The following is a 16,496-nucleotide window of genomic DNA, read 5'->3' as shown; positions in this document are numbered from 1 at the left end:
GCAAAACGCAATGTTGCTATTGCGAATTATTCGCAATTTCAATATTGGCGCCTTCAGATTCTGAAGGAGCCGTCCATGTATCGATATCTCGCTAGCGCGTTTGCAGTCATTTTCGTTTCGCCCGCCATGGCCCAGACGGTTCATCAAACAGAGGCCGACGAAATGGATCAGTCCGGCGACGTAATCGTCGTTACCGCGGCGCGTACCCAGCTACCGGCAAGCGCCCTTCCGCTTACTGTGGACGTGATCGACAGTGAATCTCTCCAGCGCCAGGCGCAGATTTCCGGCTCGACCGTGGATGCAGTCTCCGCGCTCTTGCCCTCCTTCTCGCCTACCCGCGAAAAACTGAGCGGGGCGGGCGAAAGCCTGCGTGGCCGTTCGCCGCTTTACGCCATCAACGGCATCCCCCAATCGACACCGGTGCGAGACGGTTCGCGTGATGGATATACGATTGACCCGTTTTTCATCGATCGGGTGGAAGTGATCTACGGTTCGAACGCCTTGCAGGGCGTCGGCGCTACTGGCGGTGTTGTGAACCAGGTCACGGTCGGTGCGCCGAGCGAGGACGGCATTGCGGTGCGTGCACTCGCCCAGCTTACACTGCCTGACGGTTTCGACGGCGAAGGCATCGGAGCAAAATCAGGCGGCCTGCTGGGTTATCGGGACGGCCCGCTCGATGCGAGCTTCGGCGCAACGCTCGAACGGCGTGGAGCCTTCTTCGATGGTGCTGGCAACAGGATCGGGGTCGATGGAACACAAGGGGAAATCCAGGACAGCGACAGCTGGTCTGTCTTTGCGCGCCTGGGGTATGACCTTGCGAGCGGTGCACGGTTTGAAGTGGTGGCCAACCGTTTTGAACTCGAGGGAAATGCCAATTACGTCATCGTTCCTGGCGATCGCGCTACAGGTGTCCCGTCCACCAGCGTGCGCGGCGTCACACCGGGCGACCCTCCCTCCAATACCGCAGAGCTCCTATCGGCTTCGCTCGTGGACCCCGAACTGGGTGGAGGCACACTCATCCTGCAGGGCTTCTACAGCCGCACGAACGATGTGTTCGGCGGCGGAGTTTTTGGGACATTCCAAGATCCTGCAATCGATCCGTCGAGGACACTCTTCGATCAGTCTGCCAACCAGTCGCGTAAACTAGGCGGCAAGGTTAGCTACGAACGCGCTATTCCCGGCCTGGAAGATCTCGTTCTAACGGCAGGCTTCGATGCTCTCTTTGATCAGACGGAACAATCGCTGGTACAGACCGGCAGGGTGTGGGTGCCGCAAAGCGATTTCCGCAGCCTCGCGCCGTTTCTGCAGAGCAATCTGGCGCTCGCCGATGGAGTTGTTCGCGTAGCAGGGGGCCTGCGCTATGAGAATGTCCAGCTATCCATTGATGATTTCCAGACGCTCGCCAGCTATGGTTCGGTGCAGGTGGAGGGCGGATCTCCGTCGTTCAAAGACCTTTTGTGGAACGCTGGGGTAATAGTCGAACCTGTCGACGGGCTCCGTGCTTACGGTAGCTATGCCGAGGGCTTCACTATTGCCGATGTCGGCCGTATCCTGCGCGGCATTACCCAAACCGGGGTCGATGTCGACGACTTCCTTTCACTGGAACCCGTGGTCTCGAACAATCGTGAGCTTGGCCTTGAATGGGATCGCGGCCCACTCAAAGCTTCAGCGAGCTATTTTTGGTCGTCGAGCGATTTCGGATCGCTGCTTGTTCTTCGCAACGACGTCTTTGAGGTCGAACGTCAACCCATAGAGATCGAAGGGTTCGAAGCCAGCCTCGCGTGGCGGACACCCCTTCCGGGCCTCTCTTTCAGTGGCGGCTATGCCAATCTTTCGGGCCGAACCGACAGTGATAGCGACGGGATCGTGGACGAGGATCTCGATGGGGCGAACATTTCACCTGACCGGATCAATCTTGCCGCCGACTATTCCTCCGGTCCGCTTAGCCTGCGCACACAAGCACGGTTCTATCTTCCGCGAGAATTTAATGACGTGGCCAGTGCTACGGATTTTGAGGGCTACACATTGCTCGACGCCTTCCTTGCCTATCGTAGCGATATCGGCGAGTTCGCGCTCGCCGCATCGAACCTGACCGACGAATTGTACGTGACCTACGACAGTGACACTGTACGGGTCGCGGACAACAGTCGTTTCTATTCGGGCCGCGGGCGGACCTTCACGCTAAGCTGGCGCGGCGCTTTCTGATGAAGCTTCTCTCATGGCTGCATCGCTGGACTGGCGGCATCGTGGGCATCCTGCTCGCGCTGATCGGGTTGTCCGGCACCGTGCTGTTGTGGGAGGAAAGCTGGATCATGCTGCCTGGGGCCGATCAGCCGGTTGTGGCCGATCCTGCCGCACTCGGCGAGACGATTGCCGCAGCCCGTAAGGCGGGACCGGGACTGTCGCGAATTACCTTCGCCAGCGATGAGATTGGACTGCACCAGGTCATTTATGCCGATGGAAGCGGCGCTTATCTGAACCAAGACGGTGTGCTTGTCGAACGGTGGGTCAGTATGTGGGATCGTCCCGAACTCTGGCTGTTCGATTTACATCACTATCTGTTCATGGGAGAAGCAGGGAAAACCATCACCGGGATCCTTGGAATCCTGCTTGTTGGCTTCTGCATCACCGGGCTTCTTCTCTGGTGGCGCACCCGGACGACCTATCGCTTCCGTATATGGCCTGCCCGCTTCACGCGATCAGCCATTGTTCGCCATCACCGCGACCTAGGTGCGGTTGCTTCGCCCTTGCTCATTCTCGCCGCCTTCACCGGTGCGATGATGGTGTTCCCTTCGATTTCGGCGTGGCTATTGTCTCCCGTCACGGAGGAACAGATTGCGCCGTCGCTCCCCGAACACCTCGAACCTCCGGACGAACAGACGAATTGGCCGCTCGTTATGGCACGAGCACAGGCCGCTTTCCCATCAGCAGTTCCCAGACGTCTGATGATGCCCGCAGCCGAAGGTGCGCCGCTTGCGCTGCGCTTGAAGCAGGATTTTGAGTGGACGCCCAATGGCCGGACATACGTCTGGATCGATCCTAGGGCCGCTCATGTTGTCGGCGTGCAGGATCCGGCCACCAGCGACATCGCTTCGGCTCTTACGGAGAAATACTATCCGGTACATGCCGCGAAGGTCGGCGGCATCGGGTGGCGCTTATTCATGAGTTTTGCGGGCTTGGCTTTGGCGATGCTCGGCCTCTTCGCGTCATGGAGCTTCTGGGCCGGGCGGGGACGTGCGCCTCGCCGCAGCCGGTCTTGAGCGGGAACCGCGGCAGCAGTCTGCAGCTCTTCTGATCGAAGCCGGATGCGACGAGGCGAGGGAACCAATATGCGCCCTGTCCGTCCCCTGATTACAGAGCCTTGTCATTTAACTTTTGATAGCCTTCCATGCCGACCACCATTCTGATTGTCGAAGACGAATTCCTCATAGCTGTCGAAATGGAGGCGGTGGTTCACGATCTCGGTCATGAATCCGCAGGAATAGCCGACGACATGGAGTCGGCATTGGCAAAGGCTTCAGAAGCGATCGATGTGGCGCTCGTCGATGTTAATCTGGCCGATGGAGCCACTGGTCCCAGGATCGGCGAGAAGCTTGCCGCGGATTTCGGGATCGAGGTTATTTTCGTAACCGCCAATCCCGCACAACTCGGCGAAGGGGTGAGCGGAACACTGGGCGCGCTGGAAAAACCGGTCGATCTTAGCATTCTAAAGCAGGTTCTCGACTATGTCATTGCGGTCCGAAAGGGCGAAAAACTCGATCCGCCAGCCCGTCTTAGGCTCTTCTTTAACTAGGCTCCTGCAACCTGCTTTTTCGGACATCCATGACGAGTTCAACGCCATCGTCATGCCAGGTTCTCTCGTAATTGCCTCCTAGCTGTTGCTTCACGGCCAACTCGATGAGGCGACTTCCGAAACCCGTTTGAGGCTCACGCGCCTTGTCGATGTGAGCTCCGTGTTCCCTCCAGCGGAAGCGGACGATCTCGTCCTCGGTTGACAGGTCCAGCGAAATCCTCCCGTTGGGATTGGACAGAGCTCCGTACTTCATCGCGTTGGTAGCCAGCTCGTGGAACACCAATGCGACCGGCGTGGCGGCGCGGCTTTCGACCGCGATATCGGGGCCGGATATAGCAATCCTTCCTTCGGAAAAGGCAGGATAGGTCTCGAAGATCGTCGCAAGCAGCGTGGCGAGGGTCACTTCCTTGCCCTCGGGCTGGGACTTTTCGCTATGCGGCCGGACGAATTCGTGCGCGCGCCCCAGCGCGGAAATCCGGCCAAGCAAGTCGCGCGACGCTTCACCGAACGCTTCATTTGCGCGCGCTGTCAGGCTGATCAGACCGGAAACAATCGCGAAGATGTTCTTGATGCGATGGCTGAGCTCCTGGCTCAGGATTTCGTTTTGGAGGGCGGTGCGCTTCTGCTCGTCGATATCCGTGCAAGTGCCGATCCAGCGCTGGATCTCACCCTGCTCGTTGAGGATCGGCAGCGCACGACCGATCATCCAGCGATAATCACCGCTGTGATGCCGCAGGCGATATTCAACCTCGTACGGTTCGCCGGTAGCGAGGCTGTGGTTCCATTTCTTCCATGCGTCGGCCTGGTCATCCTCATGGAACATCCCGGTCCATCCTTCGCCGTCGGTTGATCCGACAGGGACACCCGTGAATTCATACCAGCGCGCATTGTAATAATCGTGGGAGCCGTCGGGAAGAGTCGACCAAACCATCTGCGGCATGGTGTCGGCGAGCGCATGGAAAGCAGCTCCGGCGGATTGCAGCGCATGCTCTGTAGCCAAGGGCAAGACATCCGGCGCCGAGGAGGATTCGCGGCTGCCGAGCTGGAAATTCGTGATGACTTTTGCATTCATAGCCAGCTTGTGACCTTCCCGGGATGAACAGAATCGGACCGATAGGATACCTGTCGTATCTTGTTGATTTTCAAACGCTGAAGCTCATCGCACAGGTGGGGCGGTCAGTAAACTCGCCCTGTAGAGCACCAGACGGGGCCCTCCCCAGTTCTTGGTATGTCGCTGCCTATCCGGATTTGATGAGATGCAAGCAGTCATCAAAATCACAGGTAATCTTCATGCAGCAAAGCAGCGGTATAAATGGTGCAAGCCTGGTCGATCCGGCACTTCGCGCCATGTTCGAGGCGCGCAAGCGCGTGTTCGTGGATCTTCTTGGCTGGGACGTTCCGGTGCTCGACGGGACCTTTGAAATCGATCAGTTCGATACGCCCTCGGCCGCCTATCTCGTCCTTACCGGCGAAAATTGCGAGCATCGCGCATCGGCCCGGCTCCTGCGTTCTGATGGACCTCATATCTTGCGCGATCTTTTTCCGCAGCTGTGCACCGGACCTGTTCCGCAGGATGAGGCATTTCGCGAGATTACCCGTTTCTGTATCGATCCGACGTTGCCGCGCGCTGATCGCCGGGGTGTCCGCAACCAGCTCGTCTCCGCACTCGCCGATTTTGCAATATCGGAAGGGATCTCTGGTTATTCGGCGGTCGCCCCGGTGCCCTGGTTCCGGCAGATCGCCCAGTTCGGCTGGCGCTGCCAGCAGCTGGGACCGTGCGTTCCTATCGATGGCCAGCAGCTTGTCGCTCTTCGCATCGACATCGACCAGGATACACGCGCGCAACTCGCCAACGCAGGGATCTACTGCCGCAATCCTCAGCCGGAAGCCTATGGTGGTATGGAGCTGGCAGCATGACTGCGCCGAGCGAGGCGTATTGGCTCGATCAGCTTCAAGAGGATGGCTATTGCATCATTCCGCAACTTGTCGCCGAGCAACAGATCGCCGCACTCGATGCCGACCTGGAAGGTGCGTTTGCGCAGGCGCCACTCGGCAAGGGAGACTTCTATGGGTATCGGACCAAACGGTTTGGAAGCCTCCTTCGCCGGTCGAAGGTCGCAGGCGATCTGGTCCTGCAGCCGCTAGTCCTATCGCTAGCCCGCTCAATTCTCGGCAGCGCCTGCGACCGGATACAGCTAAATGTCGCCCAGGCGATCGCGATCAACCCCGGCGAGATAGAACAGTTTCCGCATTGCGATCAGGATATGTGGGCGGGCCGCAAAGGCGATCACGAATATCTTCTCAACGTCATCTGGCCGCTCACCGAGTTCACCGAAGAAAACGGCGCAACGCGCATATATCCCGGTACGCACAAGCAAGCGATCGAAAGCCTTGATCAGCTCGATGATCCGATAGTGGCCGAGTGCGGACCCGGAGATGCGATCTGCTTTCTCGGCTCGACCGTCCATGGAGCGGGACCAAACCAGACCGAGGATGTCCGCCGCGGTGTCGTGATCGGCTATAGCCTCGGCTGGCTCAAACCTTACGAGAATCTCTGGCTCGCATACCCGCCCGCAGTAGCAAAAGAGTTCTCGCCTGAACTCGCCGAGCTCGCCGGTTATGTCCAGCACCGCCCGAACCTCGGTAATTTCGAGGGGCAGTGCCCGTCGGTACTGCTGAGCGACAAGGTGCCCGAATTCCCTCAGGCAACCGATGGTCTGCGCCCCGACCAGAAAGAAGCGGTTCGTGAGTTCGCCAAGACGCGCCGCGGTGGACGATGAGTCCCGCTCACGTCCTCGAGCCTACGTACAGGCGGTTGAAAGATGCATTGCTGGAAGGGCGCTTCCGGGCCGGTACGAAGCTTGAGGCGATGCGACTCGCTGACGATTTCGGAGTGAGCATGACGCCGGTAAGAGACAGCCTGAACCAGCTTGTCGGTGAAGGGCTGGTCGACCTCACGCCCGGCGAAGGATTTCGCGTACCGCTGCTTACCGAACAGGCCTTGCGCGACATTCTGCAAGTCAACGCCCTGCTTTTGGAGCAGGCTCCCGACAACGATCACAAATCACTGACAATCGACGAAGGATCCAACGTCACTCAGGGTGCTTATGCCGACCGATTGGCGCACGTCTTCAGAGACATCGCGGCAAACTCAGGCAATCGGTTTCGCGTGCATTTGGTCGAACGCATTAGCGACAGACTCCACCCGATACGTGAACTCGAGCCGGAGATTTGGCTTGGGGCGTCGCATGCCCTTGAGCAAATTGAGCGAACAGCTCAGCAGGGGTTCGATGGCTCAAACCGAGCGGTACGCGCATATCATCAACACATTGAGGATCTGGTACCCGCTCTTGTCGGACGTTTGAACCAGCAGACGCCCTAGCCCTCGCCAATATTTTAGGTCGTCTCTCCACTCTCGGACAGAACCGTCGCGAGGTGGTCATTCCAGGCATCGAGCGCCTGGCGCTTTTCGTCCTTCCAGTCGTGGCGCTGGTAGATGCCGGCGACTCCGGCGCGAGATCCGCCCACATGGTTGAGAACGGCTTCGGTGACTTCAAACCGAACGCCAAGCCGCTGGAAGTTCGTTGCGAGGGTTCGTCGTAGATCATGAAGGCGCCAGGCTTCGAGCGGCTCTTCGCGACGTTCCTCGATCAGGCTGTCGAGCTTCACCTTCCCTTTGGCGTATCCCGTAAAGCCCGCCCCGCTAGCTGTCGCGAAAACACGGCCCTTACGCGGCCACCTCTCGCCGCGAGCCTCCCGGTCGAGCTCGGCGATTGCAAGATCGTTGAGGGGAATGGAGTTAGGTTCTCCGTTCTTGGTTCGAGATCCGGGCAGGGTCCACAATCTTTCGCTGCGACTGAGCTCCTGCCAGTGCATCCCGGAGACTTCTTCACGGCGCTGTCCGGTTACGATCAGAAGCCTGACAATTGGACCAAAGCAGCGATGACATTCCGGTGCCGCATTCCAGATATGGCGGAGTTCGCCATCCTTGAGCCAGCGCTCTCGTGGCTTGACCGGAGGCGGCGTTTCCATGCCCTCCATCGGACTGCGATCGATATCTCCGCGACTCACGGCCCAGCGAAACAGGCGGCGCATAACGGCAAAGACATTTCGCCGGTTTGCCACCTGCTTGGGCGGCATCTGATCGAGAACCGAAACGACGTCGATCTTCGTAATCGCTGGCAGCGCCTTCATTCCGAATGTGGGCTTGAGGTAGAGGCGAATGGATCGCTCCACCAGGCGACGCCATCCCTCGCGTTTGCAGGAGCGAGTGAAGAGGTCAGCGTAATTCGAGAAGGCGAGGTCGACAGCTTCCCGGCGGCGCTGCTTTTCCGCATCAACCGGATCAATGCCCTGCGCAACAATCACCAACAATCGCTCAGCTTCCAAGCGTGCAGTAGTCGGTGTCCAGGGCGATCCATGTGATCCGATCGTGAAACGACGGGTCTTCGCTTCTCGTCCGCCCATTCGGAACTGGATTATGTAACTGATTGATCCAGCAGCTGTAATCTTGACGCCAAAGCCCTTGAGATCGGTGTCCCAAAGATAGTTTTCCTTAGGTCCAACCGGGAGTGAATCGACCGTGCGCTTGCTGATTTTTCCTGTTGCCATGCAGTACCTCGTGGCCTTTTTCTGGCAATCACCGGGTAATCACGCAAGCGGAAAAAGGGGCGAATTGGAGGCAATTCTGGCGTGCGCGCTTTTAGCTAAGTCGTTGTTTTTACAAAATCCGCGTAGTCTAGCGTCGCCTGAATCGAAAGTACCAGACTTCGTGCCCCTGCCGCCGGGCCTTCGCCTCGTAGCGAGTCTCGGGCCAGCCGCCCGGACGCGTCAGGAAGTCCGTCGGACTTTTGCACAACCATTCGAAATCGGTGCGGTCTTTCATCACCGACAGCGCGTGGCGCAGATAGACGGGGTGATCGGTTCCGAAGCGGAACTCGCCATTGGGCTTCAGCTTGGCCGCGATCATGTCGACCGGCCCCTTGTTCATCATCCGCCGCTTCGCATGCCTGGCTTTCGGCCATGGGTCGGGATGCAGCAGATAGACAAAGCTGAGCGAGCCGTCGGGTACGCGGGAAAGCACTTCCAGCGCGTCGCCATTGTGCAGGCGCACATTGGGCAGGCCCCGCTCCTCGATCTGCACCAGCGCGCTCGCGACGCCGTTCACGAAGGGCTCCGCGCCCACGAACACATGGTCGGGCAGCATATCGGCCCGCTCGATCATATGCTCGCCCGAACCGAAACCGATCTCGAAATGCAGCGGCCGGTCCATGCCGGTCAGCGCGCGAGACGTTACCGCGCCTTCATCCGGCACGGATATCTGCGGCAGCAGTTCGTCGATCAGCCGCTGCTGCCGCTCACGCAGGGGTTTGCCCTTGGAACGGCCATAGAGCCGGTTGAGCGTGGTCGGATCGCCTTCCTTATAAGCCGTCATGACTGGCGGCTTAAAACTCGGCCTTGAGCTTCTCGGCGAGGTCGGTCTTCTCCCAGGGGAACAGATCACCCTTCACGTCGCGCCCGAAATGGCCGTAGGCGGCGCTGGGGCGATAGATCGGCTTGTTGAGGCCCAGATGCGTGCGGATGCCGCGCGGGGTAAGGCGAACGAGCTGCGGCAGCAGCGTTTCCAGCTTCGCCGGATCGACCTCTCCCGTATTGTGCATGTCGACATAGACGGACAGCGGCTCGGCCACGCCGATGGCATAGCTCAGCTGGATCGTGCAGCGCTTGGCAAGCCCCGCCGCCACGACGTTTTTGGCCAGATATCGCGTAATATAAGCCGCCGACCGATCGACCTTGGTCGGGTCTTTGCCGCTGAACGCGCCGCCGCCATGGGGAGCCGCGCCGCCATAGGTGTCCACGATGATCTTGCGGCCGGTAAGCCCGGCATCGCCGTCCGGCCCCCCGATCTCGAAGCGACCGGTGGGGTTGACGTGGATCACCGTCTTGTCGCTGACGAACCCGTCCGGAAGCACATCTGCGAAGACGGAGCGGACATAATCGTTCAGCTTGCCATATTTCTCGGCATCGCCCTCGCCATCGTGGAAATAATAACCCGGCGCGTGCTGGGTGGAGACGACCAGCGCCTCGGCACCGACCGGCTTGCCGTCCACATAGCGCAGCGTCACCTGGCTCTTGCTGTCGGGCTCCAGAAAGTCCGCCGCCCCAGACTTACGATCGTCCGCCATGCGCGCCAAAATCTTGTGCGAATAATCGAGCGTCGCCGGCATCAGATCCGGCGTCTCGTCACAGGCGAAGCCGAACATGATGCCCTGATCGCCCGCGCCTTCGTCCTTATTGTCCTTGGCATCGACGCCCTGCGCGATCTCGCTCGACTGGCCATGGAGGTAGTTCTGCAGCTCCAGCGTTTCCCAGTGGAAACCGTCCTGTTCGTAGCCGATGTCTTTCACCGTGCCGCGCACCGCCTCTTCGATCTTGGCCACGGCACCGGGTGCCCAGCCGCCCGTCGCGGCATGATCCTTGGCGTCATAAAGCGGCTGGCAGCGGATTTCGCCGGCCAGTACCACGCGGTTGGTGGTGGTGAGCGTTTCGCAGGCCACGCGCGATTCGGGATCGTTGGACAGCATCAGATCGACGATGGCATCGGACACCTGATCCGCCACCTTGTCAGGATGTCCTTCGCTAACGCTTTCGGACGTAAAGATATAATCGCTGCGCATGGGGAGACGTCCCTTCCGGAAATCAGGTGATATAAAGAAAGCTTTATATGCGCCTTAGCGACGTGCCCGCGCGCTTGCAATGCCGAGCGCGACGAGCAGTACGCCGCACAGGATGGCAAGCCAGTTGCCGAAGCGCGCGAACCAAGTGGGGGCAAGCGGCGGAGGCAGAAGCGCATCGATCCGCGCCTCTTTTCCTGTCGCCAGCGAAGCCAGCACACGTCCGTCCGCATCCACCAGTGCGCTGATCCCGGTGGTGGTCGAGCGCACCAGCGGCAGCCCTTCCTCGATGGCCCGCAACCGAGCTTGCTTCAGATGCTGCGGCGGGCCCCAGGTGCCGAACCATCCATCATTGGACGGGTTGAACAGGAAGGCCGGCCGGTCGCGGGAATCGATGACATGGCCGGAAAACACGATCTCGTAGCAGATTTGCACGCCCATTTTGGGATCGCCGGACAGGCTGATCGAGCGCGGCCCTGGACCGGGATCGAAATCGATCGAGCCCGCCACCAGCCGTGACAGGCCAAGCGGCTGCAGAAGCGAGCGCATCGGCAGATATTCGCCATAAGGCACCAGATGTGCCTTGGCGTAGCTGCCCTCGATCGCACCGGAAGGGCCGATCACGGTGACAACATTTCTAGCACCGGTGAGGCCGGAGGAGCCGATTTCCAGATCCTGCGCGCCGGTGATCAGCCGCCCGCCGGGCACGATCGTCGCGATCCGCGCGCGCGCCAGCTCGGCAGAGGCGCCGTAGGTCGTGTCCATATAATAGCGGCGCGGATAACCGCTTTCGAGATAATCGGGGATCGCGCCTTCCGGCCAGAAAACCATGTCGAACGGCGCCTCGCCGGGCGCAGGCTGAGACAGGCGCGCGAGCCGCTGGAAAAACTCCTCGTAACGGCGCGGATCGTTGGCGATGTCCTGTCCGATATTGGGCTGCACGATCGCGATGTGCGGCGCGCTCTCCGGCAGCGGATCGCTGAACAGGTTCTTTGGCAGGAAGGCGGCGATCAGCATGATCAGGCTGACCACGCCGAGCGCCATGAAGCGACGATCGCGCAGGCTCATACTGCCAATTTGTGCCAGCGCACCCGGTACAATCAGCAGCAGTCCGGAAAAACCATAGGTCCCGACAAACCGCGCGCCGTGCGGCAGCAGGCCGTAATCGACCGTCAGGCTGGAAACCGGATTCCATGGGAAACCGGTGAACAGCCAGCCGCGCAGCCATTCGGTTAGCGTCCACAAACCGGCAAAGGCCAGCACCAGCGCAATCGGTCGCCCGCGCCCGATCCACCAGGCGCCGAGCGCCGCGAGCGCCGGATAGACCGCGAGGTAGATCGACAGCAGAACCACCGCGATCCAGCCCAGCCAGGCCGGCATCTCCGCCTGATAGGTGAAAGCGGTGGCGATCCAGTTGAGGCCCAGCACGAACTGCGTCAGCCCGAACAACCATCCGATCACGAATACCCGCCGCTTGCCCTCGGCCAGCATCAGCAATCGGATCAGCAAGGCAAAACCGATTACGGGGATCACGAGGAAGGTGAAGGAGGGCGCGAAGCCCCAGGCAACGAGAATCCCGGCCAGCGCCGCCAACAGGAAGGGGCGGTGCGCCATCAGGCGATCGGCTGCGGTGTTTGCGCTCTGCATAGCCGCCGCCTCTGCCTCCATCACGAAGCCGCTGGCAAGTCCATTTGCCCGCGCGTCGCTCCGCGCCATTCGCCGGGTATGCGAAGGCCGCCCGGTTGCGCTACGCCTTGAGGCAAGCCCAGCGGACGCGATTCGCTTGGGACCAAACAGGAGAGAGACCCCATGAAAGCCCTATTGCTGGCCCTGCCGCTGCTCGGCCTTTCCGCCCCCGCCGCCGCCGAGACCATCCTTGCCGGCAACCTGATCACCGATGCGGCGTCCGATCCGATGGGCCCGGCGACAATTGTGGTGGAAGACGGCAGAATCGTCTCGATCACCCGGGGCATCAATCGCACCGCCACCGGCGCGGACGTTATCGACCTTTCCGACAAGACGGTGCTGCCCGGCCTCATCGACACGCATGTCCACCTGACCGGTGATCCGGGCGGCGATTTCTGGAAGGAAGCGGTGGAGCCTGCCGAATGGGGCGTGGTGGTAGGCGTGAAGAACGCTGCCAAGACGGTGCGCGCCGGTTTCACCACCGTGCGCGACGTCGGATCGTCCCAAGAGGGCGCGTTCGTGCTGCGGCGCGGGACGGCGGAAGGGCTGATCGAGGGGCCGCGCATCCTGGCTTCCGGCCCGGCGCTGTCGATCGTCGGCGGACATGGCGACGTAAGCGGCTTCACGCCGGAGGTGAACCTGCTGCTCGATCCCGGCTTTACCTGCACCGGCGCGGTGGAGTGCGCCGAAAAGGTGCGGCTCGCCAGCCAGAACGGCTCCGATGTCATCAAGATCACCGCGACCGGCGGCGTGCTGAGCCAGCAAGGCCGCGGGCTGGGCGCGCATTTCTCGCAGGAGGAGATGCGCTCCATTGTCGATACCGCGCATTCGCTCGGCCTCAAGGTCGCCGCCCACGCCCATGGCGCGCGCGGTATCGAGGCGGCGGCGCGCGCAGGGATCGATTCGGTGGAGCACGGCACCTTCGCCGATGAAGCCGCGCTCACCGTCATGAAGGAAAAGGGCACCTATATGGTCCCCACCCTCCTCGCCTTTCGCGGCATTTCCGAAGGGCTGGGTCAGGGCGTCTACACACCGGTGGTGGAGCAGAAGATCCGCATGACGCTCGATCAGGTCGGCAAGGCGATGGCCGGGGCCAAGCGGCTCGGCGTGCCGATCGCGTTCGGCACCGACGCGGGCGTGTTCGCGCATGGCCGCAATGCCGAGGAGTTCGAAATGATGGTGGATGCGGGCATGACCCCGCGTGAGGCACTGGCGAGCGCCACCACCGTTGCCGCGCGTCTGCTCGACATGGAAAGCCAGATCGGCCGGATCGCACCGGGTTATTCGGCGGACATCATCGCCGTGGACGGCAATCCGCTGGAGGACGCCCGCGCGCTGCAGAATGTCGACTGGGTGATGGTGCGCGGCCAGGTGGTGAAGTGACCGAAGCCGTGTCCGCCGCCGTCCGCAGCGACATCGACGGTCCGATCGTCACCATTACCATCGATCGGCCGGACAAACGCAACGCCGTCGACGGCCCCACCGCCCGCGCGCTGCGCGAGGCATTCGAAGCGTTCGAGGCGGACGACGATCTGGCTGTCGCAGTCCTCACAGGGGCGGGCGGCCACTTCTGCGCGGGTGCGGACCTTGCCACGGTGGGCGACAAGGAGCGCGGCAACCATGTCGAGGAGACCGGCCGCGCCGCCGGGCCGATGGGGCCCACGCGTATGGTCTTTTCCAAGCCCGTCATTGCCGCGATCGAGGGCTATGCCGTCGCGGGAGGGCTGGAACTGGCGCTGATGTGCGACCTGCGCGTCGCCGCCGAGGAATCGGTGCTCGGCGTGTTCTGCCGCCGCTGGGGCGTGCCGCTGATCGATGGCGGCACGGTGCGTCTGCCGCGCATCATCGGCCAGAGCCGCGCGATGGATATGATTCTGACGGGACGTCCCGTCACCGCTGCCGAAGCGCTGGATATGGGACTGGTGAACCGTATGACGCTGCAGGGCCAGGCGCTGGCCGAGGCGCAGGAGCTGGCGCGCCAGATCGCCGCTTTCCCGCAGGGCTGTCTGCGCGCCGACCGCGCTTCCGCCTTGGCGCAATGGGACCTGCCGCTGCCGGACGCGCTCGCCGCGGAAGGTGCGGGCGCCTTCCCCATCGTCGCGGCCGAGGCGATTGCTGGCGCAAAACGCTTCGCCGAGGGCGCGGGCCGCCATGGCAGTTTCGACCGCGAGGATGAGGAATGACCGCCCCCACCGCGCGCGATCTGATCCGCCGCGGCGCGCGCCAGCATGGCCACCGCACCGCCTTCCACTTCGGCGGACAGGATGTGAGCGTCGCGGAGGCCGACCGGCGATCGAACCGCTTGGCCCATGCGCTGGCCGCCAAGGGCGCGGGCCATCATGCGCGCGTTGCGATCCTGCTCGACAACGGGCTGCATTCGATCCCGCTCGATTTCGCCTGCATGAAGGGCGGCATCAACCGCGTGCCGCTGAACGGCCGTCTGTCCGAGGACGAGCATGCGCGGATGCTGGAGAATACCGGCTGCGATATGCTGGTTCACGGCGCCGAACATGCCGCGCGGGCCGAGGCGCTGGCGGCGCGGCGGGCGGGGCTGACGCTGCTGGCGGTCGAGGATCTGCTGGCGATGGACGTGGCCGAGACCGAGCCCGATGTGCCCGTGCGGCCGGACGACATCATCCTTACCCTCTTCACCTCGGGCACCACCGGCACGCTGAAGGCCGCGCAGCACACGCAAGCGAGTTATGCAGCCATCTGCCGCAACCTGATGCTGAACCTGATCGATATCCGACCGGGCGACGTGATGATGCACGCAGCCTCGCTGATCCACGCCAGCGGCGTGTTCGTGATCCCTTATTGGCTGCGCGGTGGCACGTCGGTGATCCTGCCGGGCTTCGACCCCACCACCTATCTGGCCGATCTGAAGCGCCACCGGGCCACCGCGATCAATCTGGTGCCGACGATGCTGCAGATGCTGCTGCAGCAGGATGCGTTTCAGGACGGTTATCCGGATCTGCGCCAGCTGATCTACGGCGCCTCCCCCATGCCGCGCCCGGTGATCGAGGCGGCGATGGCCGCCTGGGGGCGCGAAAAGTTCTGGCAATATTACGGGCAGACCGAATGCCCGCTCTGCCTCGCCGTGTTGCGACCGGAAGATCATGACGGCGATCGCCTCTCCGCCTGCGGCCAGCCCGCGATCGATATGGCCATCCGCCTGATCGACGAGCAAGGGAACGACGTGGCCGAGGGCGAGCCGGGCGAAATCGCGGTGCGCGGCCCGTCGATGATGGCGGGCTATCACGACGCGCCGGATCTGAACGCGGAAATGTTCACAAGCGACGGCTGGCTGCGCACGCGCGACATCGGCCAGTTCGACGCGGACGGCTTCCTCCATTTGCGGGACCGTACGTCCGACATGATCGTGACCGGCGGCTATAACGTCTATCCGCGCGAGGTAGAGGACGCCCTGATGGCGCACCCCGCCGTGAGCGAATGCGCGGTGATCGGCCTGCCCGACGACAAGTGGGTGGAAGCGGTGACCGCCGCCGTCGTGCTAAGCGATGAGGTTTCGGATGAGGGGCTGATCGCCTTCGTGGGCGAACGCCTCGCCGGCTACAAGAAACCCCGCCGCGTGCTACGCATCGAAGCCATTCCTAAAACCGCCATCGGCAAGATCGACCGCAAGGCGCTGCGCACGCGGTTCGGGTAGGCAAACATGAAAAGTTATCGCCGAAGAATCCTGAAGCGTGAATTTGGGCTTTAGTCCCAATTACCGACTTACTAAATCCCGGCCGATGGAGGGCGCGGTGGTGGTGGCTGCGGTGGTGTCAGCACGGCAGGTGGGGGTTTGATACGAAATAAACGCACTTTTCGAAAGTAGCCGAGGGCTCGGTCGCAGTTAACCTTCGTGTCGCATCGAGCAAAAAGGTTCAGCGCGACCCCATGACGTTGGTCTACTACCACATGCACAAAAACTCTGAAGGGTTTCGGTTCTCCACGGCGTTCACTGGGCCCATGCCGGTAGAGGCCAATCAGTGCATTCTTTCCGGCGATTTTCTCGCGGGTGATTTTGCAGGCTTCTTGCGACGGGCTACATTCAGGCGGTCCGCTGTAATATCCAAAGTCAGTGCTGATTATCGCATCTGTGGAGTGGAACTCTTCCACCTTGCTGTCGATACCACTTACATCTTGCCGGACGTACTCTGGTGGTAATTCAAGCGTATAATCGTAAGCGATCGGAGTATCGCTGCGGATAATATCTGGCTCGTCACACGAGACGGTGAAAATGCTCAGCGTGCACACTAAGACCATTATCGGCGACAATTTCATAGTAATTAAACGGCGATACCAAGAAAGCGCTCCAGCGAAACAGTATTGCCCACTTT

The 16,496-nt window shown here is 61.4% G+C and carries 15 protein-coding genes; 9 read left to right on the top strand and 6 right to left on the bottom strand.

Annotated features, from left to right (window positions below):
- Positions 1-75 precede the first annotated feature (75 nt).
- From H7X45_RS12830 to H7X45_RS12820, 3 genes are all read left to right on the top strand, one after another.
- Positions 76-2,205: a TonB-dependent receptor gene (locus H7X45_RS12830; RefSeq protein WP_187335228.1), complete on the top strand. Its 2,130-nt coding sequence runs from the start codon at positions 76-78 to the stop codon at positions 2,203-2,205.
- Positions 2,205-3,260 carry a PepSY-associated TM helix domain-containing protein gene (locus tag H7X45_RS12825; RefSeq protein WP_187335227.1) on the top strand — a complete coding sequence of 352 codons (1,056 nt, stop codon included), beginning with the start codon at positions 2,205-2,207 and terminating at the stop codon, positions 3,258-3,260. Before H7X45_RS12830 ends, H7X45_RS12825 begins: the two co-directional genes overlap by 1 nt.
- 128 nt (positions 3,261-3,388) lie before the next feature.
- Positions 3,389-3,793, top strand: a complete 405-nt coding sequence (locus H7X45_RS12820; protein WP_187335226.1) for a response regulator — start codon at positions 3,389-3,391, stop codon at positions 3,791-3,793.
- Here H7X45_RS12820 and H7X45_RS12815 read toward each other — a convergent pair.
- Positions 3,786-4,865 carry a sensor histidine kinase gene (locus H7X45_RS12815; protein WP_187335225.1) on the bottom strand — a complete coding sequence of 360 codons (1,080 nt, stop codon included), beginning with the start codon at positions 4,863-4,865 and terminating at the stop codon, positions 3,786-3,788. The two genes, H7X45_RS12820 and H7X45_RS12815, sit on opposite strands and share 8 nt — an antisense overlap.
- 23 nt (positions 4,866-4,888) lie before the next feature.
- Here H7X45_RS12815 and H7X45_RS12810 point away from each other — a divergent pair, with 23 nt between their 5' ends.
- Genes H7X45_RS12810 through H7X45_RS12800 form a run of 3 tightly spaced genes read left to right on the top strand, consistent with a single transcriptional unit; the run spans position 4,889 to position 7,175 of the window.
- Positions 4,889-5,710 carry an acyl-homoserine-lactone synthase gene (locus H7X45_RS12810; RefSeq protein ID WP_246449463.1) on the top strand — a complete coding sequence of 274 codons (822 nt, stop codon included), beginning with the start codon at positions 4,889-4,891 and terminating at the stop codon, positions 5,708-5,710.
- Positions 5,707-6,573 (top strand): phytanoyl-CoA dioxygenase family protein, encoded by an 867-nt coding sequence (locus tag H7X45_RS12805; protein WP_187335224.1) that lies wholly within the window; start codon positions 5,707-5,709, stop codon positions 6,571-6,573. Before H7X45_RS12810 ends, H7X45_RS12805 begins: the two co-directional genes overlap by 4 nt.
- Positions 6,574-6,608: 35 nt before the next feature.
- The gene (locus H7X45_RS12800; protein ID WP_187335223.1) at positions 6,609-7,175 is read left to right on the top strand and encodes a GntR family transcriptional regulator; all 567 of its coding nucleotides are present in this window, start codon (positions 6,609-6,611) and stop codon (positions 7,173-7,175) included.
- Positions 7,176-7,189: 14 nt separating this feature from the next.
- On the opposite strand, the gene H7X45_RS12795 is transcribed toward H7X45_RS12800, so the two are convergent.
- The 4 genes from H7X45_RS12795 to lnt form a co-directional block, all read right to left on the bottom strand.
- Entirely contained in the window at positions 7,190-8,404 is a 1,215-nt protein-coding gene (locus H7X45_RS12795) for a tyrosine-type recombinase/integrase (protein WP_187335222.1), read from the bottom strand.
- A 127-nt stretch (positions 8,405-8,531) separates the two neighbouring features.
- The gene (gene trmB / locus H7X45_RS12790; RefSeq protein WP_187335221.1) at positions 8,532-9,227 is read right to left on the bottom strand and encodes a tRNA (guanosine(46)-N7)-methyltransferase TrmB; all 696 of its coding nucleotides are present in this window, start codon (positions 9,225-9,227) and stop codon (positions 8,532-8,534) included.
- 10 nt (positions 9,228-9,237) lie between these two features.
- The gene (metK, locus tag H7X45_RS12785; RefSeq protein ID WP_187335220.1) at positions 9,238-10,470 is read right to left on the bottom strand and encodes a methionine adenosyltransferase; all 1,233 of its coding nucleotides are present in this window, start codon (positions 10,468-10,470) and stop codon (positions 9,238-9,240) included.
- A 54-nt stretch (positions 10,471-10,524) separates the two neighbouring features.
- Positions 10,525-12,183 (bottom strand): apolipoprotein N-acyltransferase, encoded by a 1,659-nt coding sequence (gene lnt, locus H7X45_RS12780; protein WP_246449462.1) that lies wholly within the window; start codon positions 12,181-12,183, stop codon positions 10,525-10,527.
- A 93-nt stretch (positions 12,184-12,276) separates the two neighbouring features.
- Here lnt and H7X45_RS12775 point away from each other — a divergent pair, with 93 nt between their 5' ends.
- From H7X45_RS12775 to H7X45_RS12765, 3 genes are read left to right on the top strand one after another with little or no spacing between them, the layout of a single operon-like run.
- Complete coding sequence (locus tag H7X45_RS12775) at positions 12,277-13,536, top strand: metal-dependent hydrolase family protein (RefSeq protein WP_187335219.1); 1,260 nt, start codon at positions 12,277-12,279, stop codon at positions 13,534-13,536.
- Positions 13,533-14,336: a crotonase/enoyl-CoA hydratase family protein gene (locus tag H7X45_RS12770; RefSeq protein ID WP_246449461.1), complete on the top strand. Its 804-nt coding sequence runs from the start codon at positions 13,533-13,535 to the stop codon at positions 14,334-14,336. Before H7X45_RS12775 ends, H7X45_RS12770 begins: the two co-directional genes overlap by 4 nt.
- Positions 14,333-15,820 (top strand): class I adenylate-forming enzyme family protein, encoded by a 1,488-nt coding sequence (locus tag H7X45_RS12765; protein ID WP_187335218.1) that lies wholly within the window; start codon positions 14,333-14,335, stop codon positions 15,818-15,820. The genes H7X45_RS12770 and H7X45_RS12765 overlap by 4 nt, the downstream gene beginning before the upstream one ends.
- Positions 15,821-15,891: 71 nt before the next feature.
- Here the strand turns inward: H7X45_RS12765 and H7X45_RS12760 are convergent, their stop codons facing one another.
- Entirely contained in the window at positions 15,892-16,440 is a 549-nt protein-coding gene (locus H7X45_RS12760) for a hypothetical protein (RefSeq protein ID WP_187335217.1), read from the bottom strand.
- Between the last annotated feature and the right edge of the window lie 56 nt (positions 16,441-16,496).

Source organism: Novosphingopyxis iocasae, from assembly GCF_014334095.1.
GTDB classification, from domain to species: domain Bacteria; phylum Pseudomonadota; class Alphaproteobacteria; order Sphingomonadales; family Sphingomonadaceae; genus Novosphingopyxis; species Novosphingopyxis iocasae.
The sequence above is the reverse complement of the archived record's forward strand: the minus strand, read 5'-3'. Positions and strand labels throughout refer to the sequence as shown.

Bases quoted from the DNA above. Each gene is read 5' to 3' on its own strand.
- H7X45_RS12830 (WP_187335228.1), top strand. From the start codon at position 76: ATGTATCGATATCTCGCTAGCGCGTTTGCAGTCATTTTCGTTTCGCCC.
- H7X45_RS12825 (WP_187335227.1), top strand. From the start codon at position 2,205: ATGAAGCTTCTCTCATGGCTGCATCGCTGGACTGGCGGCATCGTGGGC.
- H7X45_RS12820 (WP_187335226.1), top strand. From the start codon at position 3,389: ATGCCGACCACCATTCTGATTGTCGAAGACGAATTCCTCATAGCTGTC.
- H7X45_RS12815 (WP_187335225.1), bottom strand. From the start codon at position 4,865: ATGAATGCAAAAGTCATCACGAATTTCCAGCTCGGCAGCCGCGAATCC.
- H7X45_RS12810 (WP_246449463.1), top strand. From the start codon at position 4,889: ATGAACAGAATCGGACCGATAGGATACCTGTCGTATCTTGTTGATTTT.
- H7X45_RS12805 (WP_187335224.1), top strand. From the start codon at position 5,707: ATGACTGCGCCGAGCGAGGCGTATTGGCTCGATCAGCTTCAAGAGGAT.
- H7X45_RS12795 (WP_187335222.1), bottom strand. From the start codon at position 8,404: ATGGCAACAGGAAAAATCAGCAAGCGCACGGTCGATTCACTCCCGGTT.
- trmB (WP_187335221.1), bottom strand. From the start codon at position 9,227: ATGACGGCTTATAAGGAAGGCGATCCGACCACGCTCAACCGGCTCTAT.
- metK (WP_187335220.1), bottom strand. From the start codon at position 10,470: ATGCGCAGCGATTATATCTTTACGTCCGAAAGCGTTAGCGAAGGACAT.
- lnt (WP_246449462.1), bottom strand. From the start codon at position 12,183: ATGGCGCGGAGCGACGCGCGGGCAAATGGACTTGCCAGCGGCTTCGTG.
- H7X45_RS12775 (WP_187335219.1), top strand. From the start codon at position 12,277: ATGAAAGCCCTATTGCTGGCCCTGCCGCTGCTCGGCCTTTCCGCCCCC.
- H7X45_RS12765 (WP_187335218.1), top strand. From the start codon at position 14,333: ATGACCGCCCCCACCGCGCGCGATCTGATCCGCCGCGGCGCGCGCCAG.
- H7X45_RS12760 (WP_187335217.1), bottom strand. From the start codon at position 16,440: ATGAAATTGTCGCCGATAATGGTCTTAGTGTGCACGCTGAGCATTTTC.